General features: G+C 67.8%; 18 protein-coding genes. 6 read left to right on the top strand and 12 right to left on the bottom strand.

Annotation, left to right across the window (positions count from 1 at the left end; translation table 11 throughout):
- Window positions 1–5 precede the first annotated feature (5 nt).
- From IT182_17475 to IT182_17465, 3 genes are all read right to left on the bottom strand, one after another.
- Window positions 6–488: a regulatory protein RecX gene (locus IT182_17475; protein ID MCC6165139.1), complete on the bottom strand. Its 483-nt coding sequence runs from the start codon at window positions 486–488 to the stop codon at window positions 6–8.
- Between the two features lie 18 nt (window positions 489–506).
- Entirely contained in the window at window positions 507–950 is a 444-nt protein-coding gene (locus IT182_17470) for an OmpA family protein (GenBank protein ID MCC6165138.1), read from the bottom strand.
- Between the two features lie 83 nt (window positions 951–1,033).
- Entirely contained in the window at window positions 1,034–2,191 is a 1,158-nt protein-coding gene (locus tag IT182_17465; protein MCC6165137.1) for a type IV pilus twitching motility protein PilT, read from the bottom strand.
- 134 nt (window positions 2,192–2,325) lie between these two features.
- On the opposite strand from IT182_17465, the gene IT182_17460 reads away from it, so the two are divergent.
- Both IT182_17460 and IT182_17455 read left to right on the top strand, forming a co-directional pair.
- Entirely contained in the window at window positions 2,326–3,705 is a 1,380-nt protein-coding gene (locus IT182_17460; GenBank protein ID MCC6165136.1) for a Gfo/Idh/MocA family oxidoreductase, read from the top strand.
- A 95-nt stretch (window positions 3,706–3,800) separates the two neighbouring features.
- Window positions 3,801–4,862, top strand: a complete 1,062-nt coding sequence (locus IT182_17455; protein MCC6165135.1) for a Gfo/Idh/MocA family oxidoreductase — start codon at window positions 3,801–3,803, stop codon at window positions 4,860–4,862.
- A gap of 44 nt (window positions 4,863–4,906) precedes the next feature.
- Here the strand turns inward: IT182_17455 and IT182_17450 are convergent, their stop codons facing one another.
- Together IT182_17450 and IT182_17445 are read right to left on the bottom strand one after the other, a co-directional pair.
- A complete protein-coding gene (locus IT182_17450; protein ID MCC6165134.1) occupies window positions 4,907–5,611 on the bottom strand; it encodes a hypothetical protein in 705 nt (234 codons plus the stop codon).
- Window positions 5,612–6,431: 820 nt separating this feature from the next.
- The gene (locus IT182_17445; GenBank protein ID MCC6165133.1) at window positions 6,432–7,427 is read right to left on the bottom strand and encodes a serine/threonine protein kinase; all 996 of its coding nucleotides are present in this window, start codon (window positions 7,425–7,427) and stop codon (window positions 6,432–6,434) included.
- Between the two features lie 21 nt (window positions 7,428–7,448).
- On the opposite strand from IT182_17445, the gene IT182_17440 reads away from it, so the two are divergent.
- Window positions 7,449–8,195, top strand: coding sequence for a 16S rRNA (uracil(1498)-N(3))-methyltransferase (locus IT182_17440; protein MCC6165132.1), 747 nt, complete (start codon window positions 7,449–7,451; stop codon window positions 8,193–8,195).
- Here the strand turns inward: IT182_17440 and IT182_17435 are convergent.
- The 7 genes from IT182_17435 to IT182_17405 form a co-directional block, all read right to left on the bottom strand.
- Window positions 8,156–9,040 carry a 50S ribosomal protein L11 methyltransferase gene (locus tag IT182_17435; protein ID MCC6165131.1) on the bottom strand — a complete coding sequence of 295 codons (885 nt, stop codon included), beginning with the start codon at window positions 9,038–9,040 and terminating at the stop codon, window positions 8,156–8,158. The two genes, IT182_17440 and IT182_17435, sit on opposite strands and share 40 nt — an antisense overlap.
- A 16-nt stretch (window positions 9,041–9,056) precedes the next feature.
- On the bottom strand, window positions 9,057–10,199 hold the full coding sequence (gene dnaJ, locus IT182_17430; GenBank protein MCC6165130.1) for a molecular chaperone DnaJ: 1,143 nt from the start codon (window positions 10,197–10,199) through the stop codon (window positions 9,057–9,059).
- A complete protein-coding gene (gene grpE, locus IT182_17425; protein ID MCC6165129.1) occupies window positions 10,192–10,713 on the bottom strand; it encodes a nucleotide exchange factor GrpE in 522 nt (173 codons plus the stop codon). The genes dnaJ and grpE overlap by 8 nt, the downstream gene beginning before the upstream one ends.
- Window positions 10,710–11,795 (bottom strand): heat-inducible transcription repressor HrcA, encoded by a 1,086-nt coding sequence (gene hrcA / locus IT182_17420; GenBank protein MCC6165128.1) that lies wholly within the window; start codon window positions 11,793–11,795, stop codon window positions 10,710–10,712. The genes grpE and hrcA overlap by 4 nt, the downstream gene beginning before the upstream one ends.
- Window positions 11,796–11,894: 99 nt before the next feature.
- Complete coding sequence (locus IT182_17415) at window positions 11,895–13,079, bottom strand: aminotransferase class V-fold PLP-dependent enzyme (protein ID MCC6165127.1); 1,185 nt, start codon at window positions 13,077–13,079, stop codon at window positions 11,895–11,897.
- Between the two features lie 84 nt (window positions 13,080–13,163).
- Window positions 13,164–14,558, bottom strand: a complete 1,395-nt coding sequence (locus tag IT182_17410) for an arylsulfatase (protein MCC6165126.1) — start codon at window positions 14,556–14,558, stop codon at window positions 13,164–13,166.
- A 5-nt stretch (window positions 14,559–14,563) separates the two neighbouring features.
- On the bottom strand, window positions 14,564–15,556 hold the full coding sequence (locus IT182_17405) for a dihydrodipicolinate synthase family protein (GenBank protein ID MCC6165125.1): 993 nt from the start codon (window positions 15,554–15,556) through the stop codon (window positions 14,564–14,566).
- A gap of 98 nt (window positions 15,557–15,654) precedes the next feature.
- On the opposite strand from IT182_17405, the gene IT182_17400 reads away from it, so the two are divergent.
- From IT182_17400 to IT182_17390, 3 genes are all read left to right on the top strand, one after another.
- A complete protein-coding gene (locus IT182_17400; GenBank protein MCC6165124.1) occupies window positions 15,655–19,683 on the top strand; it encodes a sodium/solute symporter in 4,029 nt (1,342 codons plus the stop codon).
- 16 nt (window positions 19,684–19,699) lie between these two features.
- Entirely contained in the window at window positions 19,700–20,602 is a 903-nt protein-coding gene (locus IT182_17395; GenBank protein ID MCC6165123.1) for an IclR family transcriptional regulator, read from the top strand.
- A 111-nt stretch (window positions 20,603–20,713) separates the two neighbouring features.
- Window positions 20,714–23,224, top strand: coding sequence for an SUMF1/EgtB/PvdO family nonheme iron enzyme (locus tag IT182_17390; protein ID MCC6165122.1), 2,511 nt, complete (start codon window positions 20,714–20,716; stop codon window positions 23,222–23,224).
- Window positions 23,225–23,235 lie beyond the last annotated feature (11 nt).

Raw genomic sequence — 23,235 nt, 5'->3', positions numbered from 1 at the left:
CTGCATTACGGCTCGAGGTTCGAGCCACCCGACGCGCGCCTGACGGCCGCGACGGCGTCCGAGAGTTCGAACCCCTGTCGGACGAGATATCCGACGAGACGCCGGGCGTGTCTGCCATCGGTGACGGGACCGCGCAACCGGCGCGCGAGCGCGTACTCGAGGGCTTCCGACACCGGACGCTCCTCGAAGCCCTCATCGGTCGCCTGCCGGGCCTGCTCGCGATCGAGCCCCATCGTCTCGAGCGTCCGCCTGATGCGGATCGGCCCGCGATGCTTGATGCGGGCCTCCGTCCTCGCGAACGCGCGCGCCGCGCGCACGTCGTCCAGCAGGCCTTCGCGCCGCAACCGCGTCAGCGCCGCGTCGACGGCGCCCGGCTCGCATCCCCGCCGCGCGAGTCGCGTGCGGAGTTGCCGCTCGGTCAGTTCCCGGCGTCCGAGTGCGGCAAGACCGTACGCGTACGGGTCTGGAGGTGTGACGTCGCGCGGCATGGCCAACCGAAGAGCAGGCTACGTGGCTGTCACGCGCACGTCGAGCCGCCGATTGTGCTGACGTCCGTCTTCGGTGTCGTTACTCGCGACAGGGTGTTCCTTGCCGGAGCCGTCGGCGTCGAGACGTGACGTCGCGATGCCGCGCGTCACCAGCGCCTGCTTCGTGTTGTCCGCGCGCGAAGCCGACAGCGCCTTGTTGAGCGTCTCGTCGCCCCCGTTGTCGATGTCGCCGCCGATCTTCAGCGACACGCTCGGAGATGCGTTCGGAATCGCGGCGATCGCATCGAGTTGATCGTTCGAGCTCGCACGCAGCGTGGGCGATGCCGTATCGAGCTCGATCCTGTCCAACGAGAACCACGTCGTGGTGTCGACGGCGCGCGACGTTCCGTGCCCCTCGTGCAGGTGCGGGGGCGCCTCGCCCGACAACTGATTCCTGAGAGAGGACAGGATGTTCGGTGCCATCAGGGCACCACTATAATGCGCGCCATTCTCCGGGGCGAGCGCGGCAGGAGGTCGCGCGCGGATCTGCGTCGAGCCGACGCGTCCTATCCGCCGAACCGCGTGACTTCCGGAACGGCCGGGGTGCTGCCCATCGCCGCCTGCAGCATCTCGTCGCGGGCCATGTCGGCCGTCGTCGAAACGCCCTGCACCTTCAGCTTGAACTCGTCCTTGTTCGACGCGTAGCGCATTGCGTCGTCGTACGTGATCGTGCCGCGCGCGTACATGAAGAACAGGTGCTGATCGAAGGTCTGCATGCCGTACTGCGACGTGCCGGCGGCGATGGCCCCGTGGATCAGGTGCGTCTTGTCCTTGTCGGCCACGCAATCGCGGATGAACGGCGTGGTGATCATCACCTCCACGGCGGCCACACGTCCCGCGCCCGTCGCGCGCGGCAGCAGCCGCTGCGACACCACGGCGCGCAGCACGCTGGCCAGTTGCAGGCGGACCTGTCGCTGCTGGTGTGGCGGGAAGACCGCGACGATGCGGTTGATGCTTTCCGGGGCGTCGAGCGTGTGGAGGGTCGAGAAGACCAGGTGGCCCGTCTCGGCGGCGAGCAGCGCCGTCTCCACCGTCTCGAGGTCGCGCATCTCGCCCACGAGGATGACGTCGGGGTCCTGGCGCAGGGCCGACCGCAGCGCGTGCGCGAACGACTTGGTGTCGACGTTGATCTCGCGCTGGTTGACGATCGACTGCTGATCGCGATGGAGGTACTCGATGGGGTCCTCGACGGTCACGATGTGCGAGTACCGCTGCTTGTTGATGTGATCGATCATCGCCGCGAGCGTCGTGCTCTTGCCCGAGCCCGTCGTGCCCGTGACGAGCACGAGGCCGCGTTCCTCTTCGGCGATGCGCCCGAGCACCTCGGGCAGTTCGAGTGTCTCGACGGTCGGGACCTTCGTGGAGATCACGCGAATGACGAGCGAGATGGTGCCGCGCTGCGTGAAGACGTTGCAGCGGAAGCGCCCGAGCCCCGCGATGCTGTACGCCGCGTCGATTTCCTGGTGTGCGACGAAGTACTTTCGCTGCTCGACGTTGAGCACCGTGGCCGCCATCGTCTCCGTGTCGTCGCGTTCCAGGCGGCGGCTCTCGTTGGCGACGACCAGCGTGCCGTCGACGCGCATCATCGGGAAGCTGCCCACCTTGATGTGGATGTCGGAGGCGCCGCTGCGAACGGCGTGCGTCAGGAGGTCGTTGAGATGCATCGGACGTCGGCGGCTCCCTGGTGGAGCTCGCGATCCGGAAATCGGCGGCCAGGCGGCGAGCATGAGCGCGCGGCGGGAAAGTCCTTGACTTCCGTCCGCCGCGCGCCAATCTTGTGGCGCGAGGTGCCATGCCCATGACCCATTCTCCGTCCCGGCGGTCCTTCCTCGCTTCGGCGGGCAAGGGCGCTGCCGCCACCGCCATCGCCGGCGTCGCGCCGGCCATCGTGCCCGCCCGCGTGTTCGGCAGTACGTCGCCGTCCAATCGCATCAACGTCGGGGCGATCGGCGTCGGCCGCATCTCGCGCGAGCACGACATGCCGGACACGCTGGCGTTCGAGTCGGCGCGGATCATGGCGGTGTGCGACCTGGACCGGCGCCGGCTCGAGGACGGCAAGCGCTTCGTGAACGATTTCTATGCCAAGCAGACGGGCGCGTCCTACGACGGCGTCAGGATGTACGACGACTACAGGGAACTGCTCGCCAATCCCGACATCGACGCCGTCCTCGTGAGCACGCCCGATCACTGGCACGCGCCGCTCGCGATCGCCGCGGTGGAGGCGGGCAAGGACGTCTACCTCCAGAAGCCGGCGTCGCTGACCATCGCCGAAGGGCGGGCGCTGTCGTACGCCGTCCATCGCACGGGGCGCATCCTGCAGTTGGGCAGCCAGAACCGCTCGCTGCCGCAGCACCGCTATGCCTGCGAGCTCGTACGCAACGGCCGTATCGGCAAGCTCGTGTCGGTGGAGGTGGGGCTGGCGGCCGATCCGTCAGGCGACGTCGAGCCCGAGATGCCCGTGCCGGCCACGTTCAACTACGACATGTGGCTCGGGTCGACACCGGAGGTCTTCTACACCGAGAAGCGCGTCCACCCGCAGGTCGGCTACGACCGTCCGGGCTGGCTCCGCTGCGAGCAATTCGGCGCCGGGATGATCACCGGCTGGGGCGCGCACCACATCGACACGGCGCACTGGGGCATGGGCGCGGAGTTCACGGGACCCGTGGAGGTCTGGGGCAAGGCGGAGTTCCCGAAGACTGGCCTGTGGGACGTCCATGGGCCGTTCCGCACCGAGGCGCGCTACGCCGACGGCGTCCACATGATCGTCAGCGACTCGATCACCAACGGCGTCAAGTTCATCGGGACGGAGGGCTGGATCTTCGTCAACCGCGTGGGCGGACTGTCGGGGACCGACCCGAAGGCGTACCTGGGTGAGCCGCGCGCGCTCGATGCCAGCGATCGCCGTATCCTGACGTCGGAGATCGGCCCGAACGAGGTGCATCTCATCGACAGCCGCGACCAGCACGGCAACTGGCTCGAGGCGATCCGCACGCGCCAGCTTCCGATCGCCCCCGTGGAAGTGGGGCATCGCTCCTGCACCGCGTGCCTGCTCCATCACATGGCCATGCGCGCCGGCCGCACGCTGCACTGGGATCCGACCCGCGAACGCTTCAGGAACGACGATGAGGCCAACGGGTGGGTGTCGCGCCCGCAGCGCTATCCGTACATGTTCACGTAGGGTGTCACTATCGGCTTACGGCTCACGGCTAAGGGCAAAGGCTCACGGCCCGGGCCCTGGTTTTCGGCATTCGGCATTCGGCATTCGGCATCGCAATGTCACTACTCCGCTTTTCCTTCTTCGGCGCGCTGTTGGTCGGTGCGCTGGCCGTCACGGGATCTCCAGCACGCGCCGACGAATCGGCGGGGGCTGGCGCGCAGGCCGCCACGGGCAAGGTGCTGCGCGTCGGACTCATCGGGCTCGACACGTCGCACGTCACCGCATTCACGGCGGTGCTGAACGATCCGGCGCATCCAGATCACGTGCCCGGCGCGCGTGTGGTCGCGGCGTTCAAGGGCGGGAGCCCCGACGTCGAGGCCAGCGCGACGCGCGTGGACAAGTTCACCGCGGAACTGCGCGACAAGTGGAAGATCGAGATCGTCGACACGATCGAGGCGATGCTCCCGAAGGTGGACGTGGTGATGCTCACGAGCGTCGACGCGCGTGTCCACCTGACGCAGGCCAGGCCCGTGATCGCCGCGCGCAAGCCGCTCTTCATCGACAAGCCGATGGCGGCCAGCACGAAGGAAGGGGCCGAGATCGTCAGGCTCGCGAAGGCGGCCGGCGTGCCGGTGTTCAGCGCCTCGTCGCGGCGGTTCGTGGAAGACGTGCTGATGCTGCGCGAGGATCCGAAGGTCGGCACGATCCTCGGCGCCACGACGTACGGGCCCGCGTCGCTCGAACCGCACCACCCGGACCTGTACTGGTATGGCGTGCACGCGGTGGAGACGCTGTATCAGCTCATGGGACCCGGCTGCGTCTCGGTGAGCCGCACCCACACGGCGGACACCGACGTGGTCGTCGGCACGTGGAGTGATGGTCGAGTGGGCATCGTGCGCGGCGTGCGCGGAGGTAAGTACGGCACTTACGGCCACACCGTGTTCGGCACGGGCGACGTGGTGACGATGACGTCGGAGATGCCGCTGCCTGGCGGTGCGAAGCGCCGCAGCGGGTATTACGGCCTCGTGAAGCGCGTCATCGCGTTCTTCGAGACAGGCGTGCCGCCGGTGACGCCCGAAGAGACGGTCGAAACCCTGGCCTTCATGGAAGCCGCCGACATCAGCAAGGCCCGCAACGGCACCGCCGTGAAGCTGTCGGAAGTCCCCGGTGCTCAGTAGTTAACCCTGTGCGCCAGTGGCTTGGCCTATCGGGACTCTGTGCGCTACTGCGGTGTTCCTTTCCAGATGACGTGGCCCCCAGGGTTGGCGTGAGAAAAGTAGAACGCTCCCGCCTCGTCCATACCGAACAGGAAGCCCTTCCTTGGGAGCGTCAACGTGTGACGCAGCGAGTAGTCCGGGTTCAGTACCTCCACGTAACTCTGGCCTCGAGTTGGTCCTCGCTTGTTCACCTGGACGGCCAGGAGCCCCGAGTCCGCCATTGCCGCACCGATGACGGTCGAGTCCTCTGCCACCGCGCCAGGGACAGGCGGTGCGAGAGGAACCTTGAAGTCGGAATCATCCCGGCGCCAGAGCCGCATCAGCAGTCCTGCCCCATCGAACTCGAGCACCGAATAGTCAGTTGTCTGAAGGAAGACGTATCTCTCGTCGACCTTCCGCTTGAAGAGCGGCGCGACGATCGCGGTATTGCCAAACGGACGACCCAAGCGTGGTAGCGCCATTCCGATTCGGCGAACGACAGTGCCTGCGCTCACCTGGGCGAGCATGCCTTTCGTCGGATCGGCCAGCACGAGCCACAGTTCGCCGTCGAGAGCGGCAGAGCCGGCGATGACTTCAGTGCCGTCCCCTCGAATCGGCACGCGCTCGAGTTCCTCCAGGTCGAGTCTGGACAGGCGCACGATCTCCGGGAGCCCGCTGGACGTGACCCTCGTCAGCAGCACGGCCTCATCCAGGCAGTGCATGCTGGCCACCGGTTGCAGACCTGTCGAGGCTCTCTGGTGCGTGACGGCACCGTCCGGGCCAAGGAGGAAGACATACCCCGGTGGCGCAAAGGCGACCACACCGCCGTCACTGCAGAGGGAATAGCGGTAGTGACCGGACGGATTCGCCGATCCGAGACTCGTTACCCAGAGTTCGCGGAGCGTTGAAGTCGATGGAGGCGTAGGCTGGGCGCCTTGGAGTGCAATCACGCACCCAAGCACCAGCGCCAGGCAGCAGAGCAGTGGGGCCGCGGACGTCCGTACACGGGACACACCAAGTGTCGAAGTGGCATCCCCACGCATAGATATACTCTCCTCCTCCGCAGTTGCAGTAGGCTGAATACTCCGCGCAGTCCGGACAGCCTTGGCAGGTCTCCGTGCTGCACGGTGGCCCTGCAGGGCCCCAGCATTGTCTCCGGTAGCATGTCCACGAGGAATAAGGAGGGCACTGGTCGTATGCTGTTGGCGAGCACAGATAGTTGTTGCCAATGCACGTCTGAATCCCTTGGGCATCAGCCAACTTCGGTGCCAACAACATCAAGCCGACAGCAACTACGCAAAGCGCGACATGTCGCACGAATGCCATAGCCACCCTTCAATAGTTTGTGAGCGGGAGGAGTCTTGCACGGCCGCATACAACTCGTCAAGCTCGACAGGTCTCAGGCCCGCGCCCGTGTTGTTCACGCGTGACGTGTAAGTGGAGCGCATGCGGGACACGCTGCCGGCAGGTGCGCATTCCGATGGCCGACGACGGGCCGGCTTCCACCTTCGCCCTGCGGGCTACGGTGGACAAAGGGCCCGGCCCTTTCTCCTATTGTTGTTCGCCGCAGAACGGACACCGTGCGGCGAGGTTGTGCAGCGGACGACGGCAATGCCAGCAGTTGCGCGCGGCTTCGCGGTCCTGGTACTTCACGGCGCGTGGCGGTGGGGGAACGGCGGGACGCGCGGGGCGACCCGCCTCGTCGAGGCCCAGATCGGCGATGGCGCGTGGGCCCGGCGTGCCGAGGATCACGGACTTGGCCGCGAGCAGGTCGTCGAGCAGGTCCGCCGCGCGCGCATAGCGGTCGACCACCAGCGGGGCGAGCGCCTTCATCACGATGTCGTTCAGGCGACGCGGAATCACGGGGTTACGCGTGCGCGGCGGCGACACCAGTTCGCCCGTCATGAGCTTGTGCAGCGCCGACGGCGGAGGCGGATCGTAGGGCAGTTCCCCCGTGAGCATCTGGTACATCGTGATGCCCACCGAGTAGATGTCGGACGCGAACACGGCCTTGCCCTGGAACTGCTCCGGTGCCATGAACGCCGGGCTGCCGATCACCGTCGTGCCGTGCGCGGCGATCTCCAGGAACCGCGACGTGCCGAAGTCTGCGACTTTCAGCATCCCGCTCTCGGAGACGAGCACGTTGGCGGGCCGCAGGTCGCGGTGAATCACACCCTGCTTGTGCGCGTGGTCGACGGCGTTGCCGATCTGCACCGTGTAGTCGAGCGCGCGCGGCAGGTCGAGCGCACCGTCGCGTTCCAGCACGCCTTCGAGCGTTTCACCCGCCACGTACTCCATCACGATGAAGAAGACATCGTCCTGCTTCTCGGCCGTCGTGATGGCGACGATGTTGGGGTGGTTGACGCTGGCCAGGAGGCGCGGTTCGCGCAGGAGTTCCGAGAAGTCCAGCCCCTGCCGGTGCGGCACCTTGATGGCGACCTGCTTGTCCAGCCACGTATCGCGCGCGAGGTAGACCGTGCCGAAGCCACCGCTTCCCAGTGGAGAGAGGATGCGATACTTGCCGAGCGTCTGGCCCTTGAAGAGCATGCCGAGGGCTGAGTATATGCCGTGCCCCACAGATTCTTCGCACCCGATCTGACGTCCGCGTCCGCGGAGGTGACGCTCCCACCCGGCGAGAGCCAGCATCTCGCGCGCGTGCTGCGACTGCGCGAGGGCGACGCGATCGAGGTGTTCGATGGGCGCGGCACGCTGCGCGCGGCGACGGTGACTCGCGCGCACGCGACGTCGAGTGTCGTGACACCCGGCGACGCGCGCGACGCGGCACCAGAGGCTCCGGCGCCGCTCATTGTCATACAGGGCCTGTTGAAGGGCGACGCCATGGACGCGGTGATTCGCGACGCCACGGTGCTCGGCGCGACGGGCGTGTGGCCTGTCGTGACCAGCCGGACCAACGTGCCCGCGCGAGCGGCCGATGCGGTGATGGACCGCTGGCACCGCGTGGCGATCGCCGCCGCCAAGCAATGCGGCCGCGCCGTGCTGCCGCACCTGGCATCGGTGACGACGATCGAGGACGTGCTGCGTGAGCCGCCGGCCGCGACGAGCGTGAAGCTGTGGCTTACCGAACCGCCGGCCGGTGGTGAGCCCGCGGAGGAGCCGATCCTGCCCGTTGCCACATGTCTGGCCATCGGACCCGAAGGAGGATGGGCCGCCGGGGAAATGGAGGCGGCCAGGGCCGCAGGGTGGCAGCCATGGACGATCGCGCCGGTGACGCTGCGCGCCGAGCACGTGGCGCTCGCGGCGTTGTCAGTGGTGCGTCATGCCTGGTATGTCGCGGCACGCCGTCGCATCACGTAAGCGACCCAGAACTCCTCGTCGAGCGTCGACTCGACGTCGCACGCGTCGAACGTCTCGCGCACCCACGGCGCCTCGTCCTCGGTGAAGCCGCTGAGCACGGCACATCCGCCGTCCGCGATGAGGCGCTGCACGCGCGCGCCCTGCTGGCGAAGCAGCGTCCCCGTCAGGTTCGCGCACACCACGTCTGCCGGCAACAGCGTCGCGTCGTCCAGTCCGCGACATTCCACGCGCACGCTGGACGATGACGCGTCCCCGGAGGCGATGCCATTGCGGCGGAGCGTGTCTTCGGCGGCTTCGATTGCGTCGGGATCGTTGTCGATACCCAGCGCCGTCGCGGCGCCGAGCTTCGCGGCCGCCACGGCAAGGACGCCTGAACCGGTACCGATGTCGAGTACGCGAGCGTTCGCCAGGTCGAGGCCCTGCAGCGCACGGAGGCACAGGCGTGTCGATTGGTGGTGACCCGTGCCGAAGCCCGTCGACGGCTCCACGTCGATCACGATCGACGAGGCCCGCACGTCTGCGTCGGGTGAATCCCAGGGTGGAGCGACGACGATCCGCCCGACGCGAACCGCCGGCAGATCCGCCTGCGAACGCGCCGCCCATCCCTCATCCGGTACATCGTCGGTCGTGAGCGTGGCCAGCGACGTCCAGTCCGCGGCCGTGAGCAGATCGACGGCCGCATCGCGATCGGCCGCGTCGTTGAAGTAGAGCGTGACGCCCGAGTCGTCCTGGTCGAGCGCCGACGAGCCGCAGTCGTCGATGTCGACCAGGAGGCGCTGGTTCGTCTCATCGTCGAGTGGAGCGGGGAAGTCGAGCCGCAGCAGCGGCCACGTGCGCGAAGTCATGCAGCGAACGTCCGGCCTAGCCGAACATGTCCTTCACGCGCTCGAAGAAGGGCTTCTCCTCGTCGGCGCGATCGGTCGTGCGGGCCTGGCCGGTGTCTGCGGGCAGGACGGCGCGCAGCGCGTCGAGTGCCTCGCGCAGCTCGCGCGACGGCTTCTTCGGCACCTGGACGGCGATCGTCACGTGCAGATCGCCATGCCCGCGACCGGAGACGTTGGGCATGCCCTTGCCGCGTACGCGGATGCGCGCACCGGGCTGCGTGCCTTCGGGGACGTCGAGCGCGTGCGTGCCGTCGAGCGTGGGCACGTTGACCGTTCCGCCGAGCGCGAGCGTCGTGAACTGCAGCGGGATTTCGCAGTGCAGGTCGTCGCCATCGCGCTGGAAGAACTCATGTTCGGCGACGTGAAAGACGACGTAGAGGTCGCCCTGGGGGCCCCCGCCCGTGCCGTGTTCGCCTTCACCGCCGATGCGCATGCGCTGACCGGTCGCCACGCCAGCCGGGATGCGAACCGTCAGCTTTCGTTCACGCGTCACGCGGCCGGCGCCACGGCACGTGCCGCACGGTGAGGCGATCACGCGCCCCGTGCCGCGGCAGTTGCCGCACGGCCGTGCCACGGTGAAGAACCCCTGCTGGTAGCGCAGTTGTCCAGACCCGCCACACTGGCCGCACGACTCGGGCGACGTGCCGGCCGCCGCGCCCGACCCCTGACAGGTCTCGCACGTTTCTTCGCGCGGGATCTGCAACTGCATCTCGTGGCCGCGCGCCGCCTGCTCGAACGTGATCTCGAGGTCGTAGCGGAGGTCTGAGCCGCGCCGGGGACCGCCGCGACGGCGGCCGCCGCCGAAGATGTCGCCGAATCCGAACGCGTCGCCGAGGCCGCTGAACAGGTCGCCGAAATCGGAGAACGTGCTCGGGTCGAACTGCGGACCGCCGTTGCCCACGCCGGCGTGACCGTAGCGATCGTAGGCGGCACGCTTGTCTGCGTCGCCGAGCACGGCGAAGGCCTGCGCGGCCTCCTTGAACTTCTCTTCGGCCGTGTGATCGCCGGGGTTGCGATCGGGATGGTACTGGAGCGCCAGCTTGCGATACGCGCTCTTGAGATCCCGCTCGGACGCGTCCCTGGGCACGCCGAGCACCTCGTAGTAGTCGCGTTCAGCCACGCGTGGCCACCCGCACCATCGACGGCCGCAGCAGGCGCTCGCCCAGCCGGTACCCGCGACGCAGTTCCTCGAGTACCTCACCCTCGCGATGGTCCGCGCTCACGTCCTGGCCCACTGCCTGATGGACGTTCGGATCGAAGTCGCTGCCGAGGGCGTCGATCGGCACCACCTGGCGGCGCCGCAGGAGATCGAGGAACTGCTTCTGGATCAGCCCGAGCCCTTCGCGGTGACTCGCGAGCGATGCATCGGATGCCGCCGCCGCCGCGTCGAGCGCGCGCTCCATGTCGTCGATCACGGGCAGGAACTCCGTGAGCAGTTCCACGGTGACGTGATCGCCCAGTTCACGCCGCTCACGTTCCATGCGCTTGCGGTAGTTGTCGAACTCTGCCTGCAGGCGCAGGAGGCGATCCTGCGCGTCGTCGCGCTCGCGGCGCAGCGTTTCCAGTTCGGTGGCGTCCGCGCCGGGCGTACCTGCGGCGTCGGTCAGCGAGGGGTCCAGGTGCGTGTCGTTCATGAAGCGTCTCCGCTCGCTGCATCGCCGATCAGCACGCGCGTGACGGCGCGCGATGCGCTGTCGACGGCGGCGATGGATCGGGAGTACCGCATGCGTGTCGGGCCGATCACGCCGACCAGGCCCTGACGTCCGCTGTCGGAGTACGTCGATGCCACGAGGCTCAGGTTCTGCAGGCCGGGCTCTGTGTGTTCGGTGCCGATCACCACGGTGAGCCCGGGCCCGTCCAGGTATTCGCTGAGGATCTGCACCAGGCGGTGCTTCTCCTCCATCATCGCGAGCAGCGCGCGCAGTGTCGCCACCGGCACGCGCACATCGTCTGCCATGCCGTCCTCGAGGAGCGAGGGGGTGCCGTGCGCGAAGAACTGCGTCTCAGTAGCGACGTCGCCCAGCGTGTCCGACGCGAGGCGCAGCGCGCGGGCGAGCAGGCGATCGTAGAGTGCGCGGTCCTCACCGAGCCGCTGCACGATGTGCTCACGGACCTCGGCGATCGGCAGCCCGGCGAACTCCGCGTTCAGGTAGTTGGCGGCCTGCGACAGTTCGGACGGCTGCACGGGGTCAGCGACTTCGACCACCTTGTGCGTGAGCTGTCCGGACCCCGTGATGACCACCACGAGCACGCGTCGCGCGTCGAGCGCCACGAGGTCCATGTGCTTGAGGGTTGCCTCCTGACCGCCCGGGGCGATCGCGAACCCCATGTGATGCGACGCGCGCGAGAGCTCCTGAGAGACGTTCTCGAGCAGCTCGCCGATGCCCCCGGCGCGCCTGAGGCGGCCTTCGAGCTCGGAGACGGCGCGCGACGGACGACGGCTGTGGAGCAGCACGTCCACGTAGAAGCGATAGCCCTGATCGGTGGGGATGCGCCCGGCCGAGGTGTGCGGCTGACGGACGAAACCGAGTTCTTCGAGGCGCGCGAGCACGCTGCGCACCGTGGCCGACGACACGTCGAGCCCGCTCTCACGCGCCAGCCAGAGCGACGAGACAGGTTCACCGCGCTCGATGTAGGCGCGCACCAGCGTGGCCAGCAGGCGCTGGTAGCGCTCCGGCACGTGGGCCGGCAGCCCGCTCGCTCGAGAGGAGTTCACCATTAGCAGTCGAGGACACAGAGTGCCAACCACTGGAGTATAGCAGGCCGGCGAGGTGGAGGGCCGGGCAAGCCCGGCCCGCGCATTCGCACCGGACCGTCAGGGGCGGCGTGCGAGAACGGCCCGGGCGAAGCGCTCGATGTCGTCCATGTCGTTGTAGATCTGGGTCGAGATGCGCGCACGGAGGTGGCCCTGGGCGGCGTGGATGGGGATCTCGATGCCGTCTTCGAACAGCAGGGCGTCGCGCAGCCGGCCGGCGTCTTCGCGCGTCGAGCCGAGGGCGGCGGGCAGACCGACGTTGACCATCGTGCCTATCAGCGCCTCCGGCGTGTCGAACGCGACGTCCCAGCGCTCGGCGACGTGCCTGGCGGCCTGCATGGCCAGCGCGTGGTTGTAGTCACGCACGGCCTGCGTCCCCCATTCCTCGAACAGCGCCATCGCCGCCGGTGCCGACAGATGCGGCGAGGGGTCCCGCGTGCCCTGCAGATCGAACGTCGTCGTGAACGACTCGTCGAGTCCCCATGAGATCACGACAGGGTGCAGCCCGGCCTGTCGCTCCGGCGCGGTCCACAGGATGCCGCTGGCGCGCGGCACCCACATCCACTTGTGCAGGTTGCCGACGTACCAGTCGACGCCGAGCGAGGGGATGTCGACGCCGAACGCGCCCGGCGCGTGCGCACCATCGACGAGCACCGCCACCCCCTTCGCCTTCAGGCCTGCGGCGATGCGGGCCACGGGCAGGACCAGCGCGGATTCCGGCGTGACGTGATCGATCACGGCAAGCCGCGTGCGCGGACCGACAGCCTCGACGATCGCCTCGGCCAGGTCGTCGACGCGCCACGGCCAGGGCGTCGTGACAACGCGCACGTCGGCGCCGCGCTCGCGCGCCGCGAAGCGCGCCGTGTTGGCCACGGCACCGTAGCCGAGGTCGGTGAGGAGCAGCTCGTCGCCCGGCGCGAGCGGGAACGAACGCAGCACGGCGTTGACGCCCGTCGTCGCGTTGTCGACGAACACGAGATCGTCGCCGTGCGCACCGAACCACGTCGCCACGGTCTCCGCGGCCTCCCGGAGGCGCGGAACGCCATGGCGCGACGGCCCGACGGACGTGAGCGGCGACGTCAGTTCGCGAAGGAGGTATTCACTGGGACGCCGCTCGATCTGGTCGCGAATCGCCTGCTGCTCGGCGAGCACCCGGCGTGGCGTCACGCCAACGGTGCCGTGATTCAGATACGCGATGGCGGGATCGAGCGGGAACTCGGCGAGCCAGTGACGGCCAAACGACATGACGGAATCCTTGCGGCTGAGGGCTCACGGCCGAGGGCTCGGGTGTGCAGGAGCCGCCACGGCCCATGCATGCTGGACCAGCGTTCATCGCTCGAAGGGGAAATCCGGGGAATCGGTTCGGGCCTCCGTCATGATCGTCCGCATGCGCTCGACTATCTCGGGATGCATGGAGGCGAGATTGCGCTGTTCGCCCGCATCTTCGTGCAGATCGTACAACTCCAACGGAGCATCCGGCGCGAAACGCACGCCCTTCCATCGGTCCAGACGCACGGCCTGCCCGGTTGTGTCGTGTGCGTACATCTCCCAGTACAAGTAGCCGGGCCTGGTAGTCGGAGTCTCGTCCATCAAGGCGTCGACAAACGAGACGCCATCGATGTCGCGAGGCGTCGGCAGATGCGCGAGACTCGCCACGGTCGGCAGAAAATCCCAGAAGGCGACGAGGCGGTCGCTCACGCGTCCCGGCGCGATGCGCCCGGGCCATCGCACGATGAAGGGCACATGGATGCCGCCTTCGTAGAGAGACTGCTTCATGCCACGGAAGGGGCCGCGGCTCCCGAAGAACTCCGGTGTGTGTGACCCCTCGCTCGCCGGACCGTTGTCGCTCGCGAAGACGATCAACGTCTGCCGATCGATGCCGAGCCGCTTCACCTCGTCGACGATGCGGCCGACATCGCGATCGAGGCGTGACACCATCGCCGCGTAGCCCTTGTCGGGCGTGGGCCAGTCCCGATCCGCGTAGGGGCCATAGTCGGGCACGACATAGCCATCTCCCGTGTGGCGGCTCATCTCACTGTCTGCGTGCGGCAACGTGTACGCGGCGTAGAGGAAGAACGGCGCCGAGGCGTGCTGCTCGATGAACTCGAGCGCGTGCGTGGTGAACAGGTCGTGCGAGTAGCTCTCGTGCCGGCCGCCCTGGTTCCGATCCGGAAAGATCTGGCCGGTATTGCGCCACAACACCTCAGGGTAGAACCGCAGGGCGTGATCCTGATTCAGGTAGCCGAGCCACTCGTCGAACCCCTGGAGGTTCGGCGTGCCGCGTGTGCCGGCTTCGCCGAGGCCCCATTTGCCGACGATGCCAGTGCGATAACCGGCCTGCTTCAAGACCTCCGCCACCGTCACATCGTCCGGTTGCAGGGAGACGCGGCCCCGCACGCCCCGGTTGTCGCGAATGCGCGCGTGGCCCGTGTGTCGTCCGGTCATGAGCGCGGCGCGCGACGGGGCGCAGACCGGACTTCCGGAATAGGCCTGTGTGAAGCGGAGACCTTCTGCTGCCAGGCTGTCGATGTTCGGCGTCGCGATGCGTGTCTGACCGTGCACACCCAGATCGCCGTACCCGAGGTCGTCGGCCAGGATGAAGATGATGTTGGGCAGTTGCGCCGCCACCTGCGACGTGGCGGTCGGCGCGCCGAGGGTCAGGACCAGCCAGGCGGCACCCGCGACGAGCATGGTCTTCGGCGCTGAGAGACGGGTGATGCTCATGGTTTTCACTCGCCGTGCAGGTGCCGGGGCGAGGTGACACCCGGGTCCTGCTCGATCAAGCCGGCGTCGCGTTCGACCGCATCCAGCAGGCCGAGCAATTCTTCACCATACCGCGCGTGGAACGCGTCGTAGGCCACGGTGCGGTTGCGCACCGCGGGTGTCGTGAAGATGCCGCGGCGGTGATACAGGCGCTTGTAGAACTGGATCGACACGTCGAGATGCTGACGCGTGAAGGCCAGCACCGGCAGGATGCGGCTGAACCACTGCCGTGCCGTCGCCCGATCGCCGGCCTCGTGGGCCTGGTAGATCATCCGGTAGATGCCCGTCATCGCCGTCGGCATGAACACGTCCACGCCGCGATCGAGGGCTTCGATCATCTGATCGGCAGCCCAGCCGCCCGAAACATGCAGCCGCCCGCGCGTGGCCTCGAGCACGGCCGTGTACTTGGGCCCCGCTGGCACCACTTCCACCTTCAGGCACCGAAATGCGGGCACGCGCTCGAAGGTGTCGGCGATGACGTCGACCGGGAGACCAGACGTCCCCCAATCCAGATCCTGAATCATCACCATCGGCGGGCCGGTCGCGGCGAGCGCGTCGACCACGTGGCGCATGCCATCCCGAGCGGCGCGGCGTGCCGGTGGGATCTCGGCGAGCACGCCCTCGCAGCCGAGCCTGGCGGCCGCTTCGGCGATGGCGCGCGTGTCGGCAGCAACGGTCCCGTCCGCGTTGGACCCGACCACAGACGTTGCGCAGGCGACGAGTTCCGCGCGACCGCGCACCTGCGCGCTGACGCGCTCGATGATCGCGAGGCGTTCGTCCAGCGTCAGCGCGTCCACTTCGGCGGCGCGGGCCGGCGTGAGGAACCCCACCGCACCGCACCGCAGGTGCCACTCGACCAGCCGCTCCAGCGACCCGAAGTCGATCCGGCCATCGGCATCGAACGGGGTGTTCAGGCTGACCACGATGCCGCGCAGGGGATATCTGGTTTTCTCGGACACGGACCGGACGCTAGATGGCATAGTGAAAATTGTCAATTTGTATTTTCAATAGTGTGTGGTAGCTTTCGTGCCTCAATCGCCACACATCACGGATTCGCATGCATCGACTGCACCTGCTCGACTACGCCGTCGTTCTCCTGTACATCGCGGCCATCGCCTACGTCGGCTTTCGTACGGCCCGCGGCCAGAGTACGACGGAGGCCTACTTTCTTGCGGGACGTCGCATGCCGGGGTGGGTTGTCGGCTTCTCGCTCATCGGCACGATCATCAGCAGCGTCAGCTTCGTCGCGCTGCCGGGCACGGCGTTCCACGATGGCTGGCGCCTGATGATCCCCAACCTGATGGTGCCGTTCATCCTGCTCTTCGTGATGGCCGTCGTCGTGCCCTTCTACCGGCGCGTGATCGGCATGAGCAGCTATGAGTACCTGGAGCAACGGTTCGGGCTCGCGGCGCGTCTCTATGGCGCGGTGAGCTTCATGGTGCTGCGGGTCGTCGATCTCGGGTTCACGATGCTTCTCACTGCCGTGGCCGTCGAAGTGATGACCGGTTGGAATCTCTACTGGGTTCTCCTCGCGCTCGGCGGGTTCACGCTCAGCTACACGGTCGTCGGCGGCGTCGAGGCCGTCATCTGGACCGACGTGGCGCAGGGGGTGATTCTCTTCGCCGGTGCGCTCGTCATCCTCGCGATCGTCCTGTTCCTGCCGCCAGGCGGTCCGGCGGCCGTGCTGTCGACCGCCTATGAGGGCGGCCGTTTCAGTTTTGGCGGCGGGTCACTCGATGCCGGTGCGTTCGACAACGGCGCTCGCGGCACGGGATGGCTGCTCGCCCTTGCCGGCCTCATCCACTTCGGCCGTTCCTACGGCACGGAACAGAACATGGTCCAGCGCTATCTCGTCGCGCGCTCGGACGCCGATGCGCGTCGCGGCGTCTTTGTCGGGGCGATGGGCTCGTTCGTGGTGTGGGGCACGTTCTTCCTGATCGGATCGAGCCTGTGGGCCTTCTTCCGCCTGATGGACGTGCCGCTGCCGCCGAGCGTCGCGGCGCGGCCCGACGACATCGTGCCGTACTTCATCGTGACCTATCTGCCGGCGGGTCTCGTCGGGTTGCTGCTTGCCGCGATCTTCGCGGCCGCGAATTCGTCGGTGAGTGCGGACCTCAACGCTGTCGCGACGTCGGCCACCGCGGATCTCTACGCTCGCGCGCAGCCCACGTCGAGCGATCGCGCACGACTGGTGTTCGGCCGGAGCATGGTGCTGATCACCGGCGTTGCCGCCATGGGTGTCGCCGCGTTCCTGGCCACGCAACGCGGGCGCGCCATCTACGAGATCTTCGTGACGCTGTCGATGATTCTGGCCGGCGGCATGCTCGGACTCTTCGCACTCGGGTTCTTCGTACCGGGTGCCACCCGTTCGGGCGCGTACACCGGCATCGTCGCGTGCCTGCTGTTTGTCGTCTGGGCGGTGATCACGGGGCCGCTCGGCGTCGATCTCGGCTTCAACTTCCGCTGGAACAGCCTCACCATCGGCATCCTGTCGAACGCGATCATGTTCGGCGTCGGCTATATCGCGAGCAGGACGATCGGCGGAGCGCGGCGGGCGGCGGTGGCCGCCGCTGTACTCCTGGCCGTCGCGGCGTCCGGCGACACGCCGCGTGCGGCGTCGGCGGCAACGATCCAGGACACGCACGCGGTGATCACCAACAGCCTCGGCATGCGGCTCGTGCGGATCGAACCCGGCTCGTTCGTGATGGGCGAAAGCGGCACGGTACCCGCCGAACTGTTACCGAAGGAGATGCCGTACGCGAGCCATGGCGATTGGGACGAACGTCCGCTGCACAGGGTCACGCTGACCAGGCCGTTCTACATCGCCGAGACCGAGGTCACCGTCGAACAGTTCCGCGCGGTCCAGGCGGCCATCGGGACATCGCTGCCGGATTCGCCATACGTGACGGGCATCAGTTGGTACGACGCACAGGCGTTCTGCGAATGGCTGTCGAAGAAGGACGGGCGCACGTATCGACTGCCGACGGAAGCCGAGTGGGAATACGCCGCGCGCGCGGGCACCACGACGCTGTTCTCGTCGGGCGACGCGTACCCTCAGGTGAACACCACCAACGCGTGGGGCGTGAAGAACATGCACCGTGCGCCTGCGGAATGGGTGCACGACTGGCACGGGGAGTATCCGGCTGCCGACCAGGTCGATCCCGTCGGACCGGCATCAGGCCTCGGCAGGGTGATTCGCGGCGGTGGCATCGATCTCGATGCACCGTACTTCTCGCGATCCGCCAATCGCGCCAGCTTTGCACCGGACTTCCCGTCGCGCGCCGCACGCGAGGCGCTCGAGACGCTGGACGCCTCCGGTACACGCGGGGCCACGACATCGACGTCCTCGGACGGCGCGAAGCCGGAGTTGTACGCCTCGTTCACGCGCACCACGCTGAATCGCCAGGGACGTCACTCGATCGGATTCCGTGTCGTCGCGGCCGATCGCCTGACGACGTCACCGCGGCAGGTGGAGGCACCGTTCTTTCAGCAGACGGTGAAGCAGGGCACGCAGGACGTCACGCGCGGCCCTCGCGCCGCTGTGCCGTACTTCCGCAAACGCCGACTGTTGCCGCGGCCGCCCGAGCACATTCCACCGGATCGGCTGGAGGACGTGCGCACGGCTGGTCTCGACCCGGGCCTCCTGCGTCACAACCACAGTCCGGGTCTGACGGTGGCACCAAACGGCGACGTGATCGCGGCCTACTTCACCGCCGTCTCGGAGACGACCCCTGACGTCGCCATCATGGCGAGTCGCCTGCGCGCCGGTGCCGACGAGTGGGACATGCCGAATCTGTTGATCGACTTCGCCGACGCGAACGACGCGTCGCCGATGTTGTGGACCGACGGCGGCACGGTGCGGCTGTTCTGGGGCTCGAACCGGCTCGAATCCGGCTTCCCGTTCAACTGGATCGAGTCGACCGATTCCGGCGCGACGTGGAGCGCGGCGCACTTCCCGGTGTTCACGACGTTTGTCGGGGGGTACTCGGCGCAGCCCATCACCAACGCGTTTCGCGGCAGGAACGGCGAATGGTTCGTGGCTGCCGACGGCGCCAACGCGGAATCGGTCCTCTGGATGAGCCCCGACAACGGCAGGACATGGCGCGACCCGGGCGGGCGCACGAACGGACGCCACACGGCCTTCGCCCTGCTGAGCGACGGGCGCATCCTCGGGATGGGCGGCAAGAACTCGCAGACCGATGGCTACATGCCGCGCTCGCTGTCGAGCGATGGCGGCAGGACATGGCAGTACGGGAAGACACCGTTTCCCCCGCTCGCGTCGGTTCAGCGTCCGACTCTGGTGAAGCTGAAGAGTGGCCGTCTGTTCTTTGCCGGCGACCTGCAGTCGAGTACCGGCGAGCAACCGGCGGGACTTGCGATCGCGAGCCAGGGCGGCGTGCCGTTGACGGGCAGGGGATCGTACGTGGCGTGGTCCGACGATGACGGGGCGACGTGGACGGCCAAGCGCCTGCCGGGCACGGAGCCGAACGAGGAGACGGCCCGGGCGGCGCGGATGGCGGGCTCGACGCTCGGCTATGCGGTGGCGACGCAGGGGCCGGACGGCCTGATCCACTTGATCACGTCACGCAACCCCCACGCGCTGCATTTCGCCTTCAACGAAGCGTGGCTCACGGCCGCGCCTGATGCGGATGTGTCGCTCGACGTCCGCACGCAGCCGGACCCGCCGTCGATCGGGGCGCTGGAGACGCGCGAAGAGCGCTATCCGGATGGCGGTGCCGTTCGTGCGCGCTGGACGGTTGCCGTGGCGGCCAGCGGGCAACTCGTGCTGCACGGCGAGGAGACCTGGTTCTACCGGAGCGGCAGGCCCCAGTGGACGGTCCGCTACGACCGCGGCCGGAAGGTTGGTGACGAGCGCTTCTGGAGCGGGGATGGCGGCCTGCGGTGGACGGCGAACCATCGTGCGGATGGGACGACCATGTGGACGCGCTTCTGGCCGAACGGGGCGAAGCGGACCGAGTCGACGTGGCGCGATCTCGAGGCGGTCGGGACGGCAACGGCGTGGGATGCGTCGGGCCGGGAGACCGCCCGCGCGACGTTTCCCTGGGAGCCTGGAAAGACGTACTGAAAGAAAGCGTTCGGAATTGCCGGAGTCGCCTTTACATCCCCCCTGTATTCCCTGTAACGTCCATGGGATGCGAGGGAAGGCAGGTCCTGAGACTACGGTCGCAGTGCCGGTACGGCGTCGCCGCCGCGCCAAGGTTCGACCGGTCGACGTGGCGGGGGGGGCTGCCTCCGGCGCGGAGTATCAATCCAAGGCAATCGATCGCGCGCTGACGGTGCTCGAGTGCTTCCCGGCGTCGGACACCACGCTCAGCCTGTCCGAACTCGCGGTGCTCAGCGGCTTTCCGGAGTCATCACTGTTCCGGGTGCTCGCCACGCTGGAGCGTCGCGGCTACCTGCTCCGCAATGCCGACGGGTCGTACCGGCTCGCACCCCGGGTGCTGTGCGGGCAGGTGCATCAGCGCGCCGAGGACACCCGGGCACAGATGCATCCGATCCTCGACGAACTCAATCACCGCTTCAACGAAACCACCAGTCTCGCGTTCCTGTTCGGGGAGCGTATCCAGGTGATCGACGTGATCGAGGCCGTACAGGACGTCCGCGCGTCCAACGTCCTCGGCAAGACGCTGCCGCCGCACTGCAGTTCGATGGCCAAGGCCATCACCGCGTACCAGCCGCGCGAGCGCGTCGACCGCATCCTGCAGGTCTATGGCCTCATCCGCCTCACGCCGAGGACGACGGTCGATCGATTGGCCATCCTTGCCGAACTGGCCGCGATCCGCGACCGCGGTTGGGCCAGGGAACACGAGGAATCGGTCGTGGGCATCGGGTGCTACGGCGTGCCGCTCTTTGACGAGAACCACGATGTGGTCGCGGCGATGAGCCTGATCTGTCCGCTGATCCGCCTGACACCGGATCGTGAGCAGGAGATCGTCGATGCGCTCCTGGACGTGTCCCGCCGCACGGTGATCGCGACTCGCTGAAGCCGTCAGCCTGCCAGTTGTGGAAATTGAAATAGTTTTTAGAAAATAGAGTTGACAAATTTTCAGTAGCGGCCATAGTCTGTGCCTCACGTCACGGAGGTACTCGGATTCATGCGCTCGCGCGTTGTCCTGACCTTGTTCGCGGCAGGTATCGCGGCTACGGCTATCGTCCGCGGCCAGCGTGCCGTCGACGACCAACACATCACCAATTCGGTTGGCATGGCGCTCGTCAGGATTGCGCCGGGCTCGTTCCTCATGGGCGAGTCGAACCCGATTCCCGACGCACTGAAGCTGAAGGATCTGGAGTACCTGCCCAACGGCGACTGGGACGAGACACCGGTCCGTCGCGTCACCATCAGCCAGCCGTTCCACATCGGCGTCACCGAAGTGACGCTGGAGCAATACCGGCAATTCGATCCCGACTACGTCCCTCCGGCTCCAGGCACGCTCGAGAATGGGCAGGACGCGCCGGCGACACCCTTTGTCACGGGGATCAACTGGCACGAGGCCACGGCGTTCTGCGAGTGGCTCAGCAAGAAGGAAGGCAAATCCTACCGACTCCCCACTGAAGCCGAGTGGGAATACGCCACGCGCGCCGGCACCACCACGACGTTCTGGAGCGGCGCGCAGCCGCCGTCAGACGATGCGCCGAATGCGTGGGGCGTCCGGAACGTCCACGGCGGCGTCGCCGAATGGGTGCGCGACTGGTACGCCGCCTATCCGGCGCAGGACGAGACCGATCCCGTCGGTCCGGCGAGCGGCTGGGCCCGCGTGATTCGTGGCGGGGGGCTCGATCTGCTCGCGCCCTACTACGCACGTTCCGCCAATCGCGCGTCCTATGGCCCGGACTTTCCGCCGCCGGCCCAGCGAGTGGCGACCGCCGCACTGAAGGCCACGGCCGGTGTGGGCGCGCCGTCATCGACGTCAGCGTCGACCGACGGCGCGCGTCCGAAGCTGTACGCAGCCTTCACCCGCGACAGGCTCAATCACCAGGGACAGCACGCGATCGGATTCCGCGTCGTGCTCGCGTCGTCGCCTCGAACAACGCCGCGCGTCGTCGAGTTGCCCTTCTTCCAGCAGGCCGTGAAGCAGGACGCCACGCTCGCATCGCGGGGGCCGTCCTCCCGCACGCCGTACTTCCGCAAGCGTCATCTCCTCCCGATCCCGCCGGAGAACACGCCCATCGCTGAACTCGGGCACCACCGCATCGCGGGACTCCACCCCGCGATGCTCCGGCACCAGCACAGTCCTGCGCTGACTGTCGCGCCAAACGGCGACGTCATCGCGATCTACTACACATCGTCGTCGGAGACGCGGCCCGACATCGCGCTCATCGCCACGCGCCTGCGCTTCGGTGCTGACGCTTGGGACATGCCGAGCTTCTTCCTCGACTTCGCCGATGCCAACGACCACGCGCCGATGCTGACGACAGACAACGGCACGTTGCGCTTCTACTGGGGCTCGAATCAGCTCGACTCCGGCTTCCCGTTCCAGACGATCGCGTCCACGGATTCGGGTGCCACGTGGAGCGTGCCGCAGTTCCCGGTGTTCACGTCCTGGCTCGGCGGCCACTCGGCGCAGCCGATCACGAACGCCTTCCGCGGACCCGACAACACGATGTACGTCGGCAGCGACGCCGTGAACGCGGAGTCGGTGCTGTGGGCAAGCAGCGACGAAGGCAGGACGTGGGTCGACCCGGGCGGCCGCACCAATGGACGGCACACGGCCTTCGCGGTGCTGAAGGACGGACGGCTGCTCGGCATGGGCGGCAAGAATTCGAACATCGATGGCTTCATGCCCAGGTCGATCAGCCGTGACGGGGGGCGGACCTGGCAGTACAGCAAGACGCCGTTCCCGGCGCTTGCCAGCAACCAGCGTCCGACGCTGGTGCGACTCGCGAGCGGCAGGCTGTTCTTCGCGGGGGATCTCCAGGACAACGCCGGCGCGCGGCCGGCCGGCGTCACGTTGCCGCGCGGCGCCTACGTTGCGCTCTCGGATGACGAGGGCGAGACGTGGACGATCAAGCGCCTCGTCGGCGCCGAAGCCCATGAGACGCCTGCGCGCGCCGCGCGTCTCGGCGGACCGACGCTCGGCTACGCCGTTGCGGCCCAGTCACAGAACGGACTCATCCACCTCATCACGTCGATGAACAGGCAGGCGCTGCACTTCGCGCTGAACGAAGCGTGGATTCTCGCCCCCGCCGACGGCGTGACCGATGCCGACGTGGCGACGCAGCCGGCCCTGCCGGCGGTGGGCCGGACCGAGACCCACGACGAGCGGTTCGCAGACGGGCGGAGCGCACGTGCGACGTGGAGTTCGGCCGAACTGGCCGACGGCACGTACGTGCTGCACGGCGAGGAGACGTGGACGTACCGCAACGGCGGAACGCAATGGAGCGCGACGTACGACAGGGGCCGCAAGGTCGGCCTGGAGCGCTATCGGAGCGAGGACGGCACGGTGCAGTGGACGCTCGATCACCGGCGCGACGGGACGAGCGTATGGACGCAGTTCTGGCCGAACGGGACGAAGCGAAGCGAATCGACGTGGCGCGACATGCAGGCGATCGGCGTGGCCACGACGTGGGATGCGACAGGCAGGCAAACGGGCCGCGCGCAGTTCTAGCGCGCGGGGGG

Source organism: Acidobacteriota bacterium, from assembly GCA_020845575.1.
In the GTDB taxonomy this organism is placed as follows: Bacteria; Acidobacteriota; Vicinamibacteria; order Vicinamibacterales; family Vicinamibacteraceae; genus Luteitalea.
The sequence above is the reverse complement of the archived record's forward strand: the minus strand, read 5'-3'. Positions and strand labels throughout refer to the sequence as shown.

Excerpts from the sequence above, each read along its gene's own strand:
- IT182_17475 (MCC6165139.1), bottom strand. The coding sequence starts at position 488 with ATGCCGCGCGACGTCACACCTCCAGACCCGTACGCGTACGGTCTTGCC.
- IT182_17415 (MCC6165127.1), bottom strand. The coding sequence starts at position 13,079 with ATGTCGTTTGGCCGTCACTGGCTCGCCGAGTTCCCGCTCGATCCCGCC.
- IT182_17465 (MCC6165137.1), bottom strand. The coding sequence starts at position 2,191 with ATGCATCTCAACGACCTCCTGACGCACGCCGTTCGCAGCGGCGCCTCC.
- IT182_17410 (MCC6165126.1), bottom strand. The coding sequence starts at position 14,558 with ATGAGCATCACCCGTCTCTCAGCGCCGAAGACCATGCTCGTCGCGGGT.
- IT182_17460 (MCC6165136.1), top strand. The coding sequence starts at position 2,326 with ATGACCCATTCTCCGTCCCGGCGGTCCTTCCTCGCTTCGGCGGGCAAG.
- IT182_17470 (MCC6165138.1), bottom strand. The coding sequence starts at position 950 with ATGGCACCGAACATCCTGTCCTCTCTCAGGAATCAGTTGTCGGGCGAG.
- IT182_17400 (MCC6165124.1), top strand. The coding sequence starts at position 15,655 with ATGCATCGACTGCACCTGCTCGACTACGCCGTCGTTCTCCTGTACATC.
- IT182_17435 (MCC6165131.1), bottom strand. The coding sequence starts at position 9,040 with ATGACTTCGCGCACGTGGCCGCTGCTGCGGCTCGACTTCCCCGCTCCA.
- grpE (MCC6165129.1), bottom strand. The coding sequence starts at position 10,713 with ATGAACGACACGCACCTGGACCCCTCGCTGACCGACGCCGCAGGTACG.
- IT182_17445 (MCC6165133.1), bottom strand. The coding sequence starts at position 7,427 with ATGCTCTTCAAGGGCCAGACGCTCGGCAAGTATCGCATCCTCTCTCCA.
- IT182_17390 (MCC6165122.1), top strand. The coding sequence starts at position 20,714 with ATGCGCTCGCGCGTTGTCCTGACCTTGTTCGCGGCAGGTATCGCGGCT.
- IT182_17455 (MCC6165135.1), top strand. The coding sequence starts at position 3,801 with ATGTCACTACTCCGCTTTTCCTTCTTCGGCGCGCTGTTGGTCGGTGCG.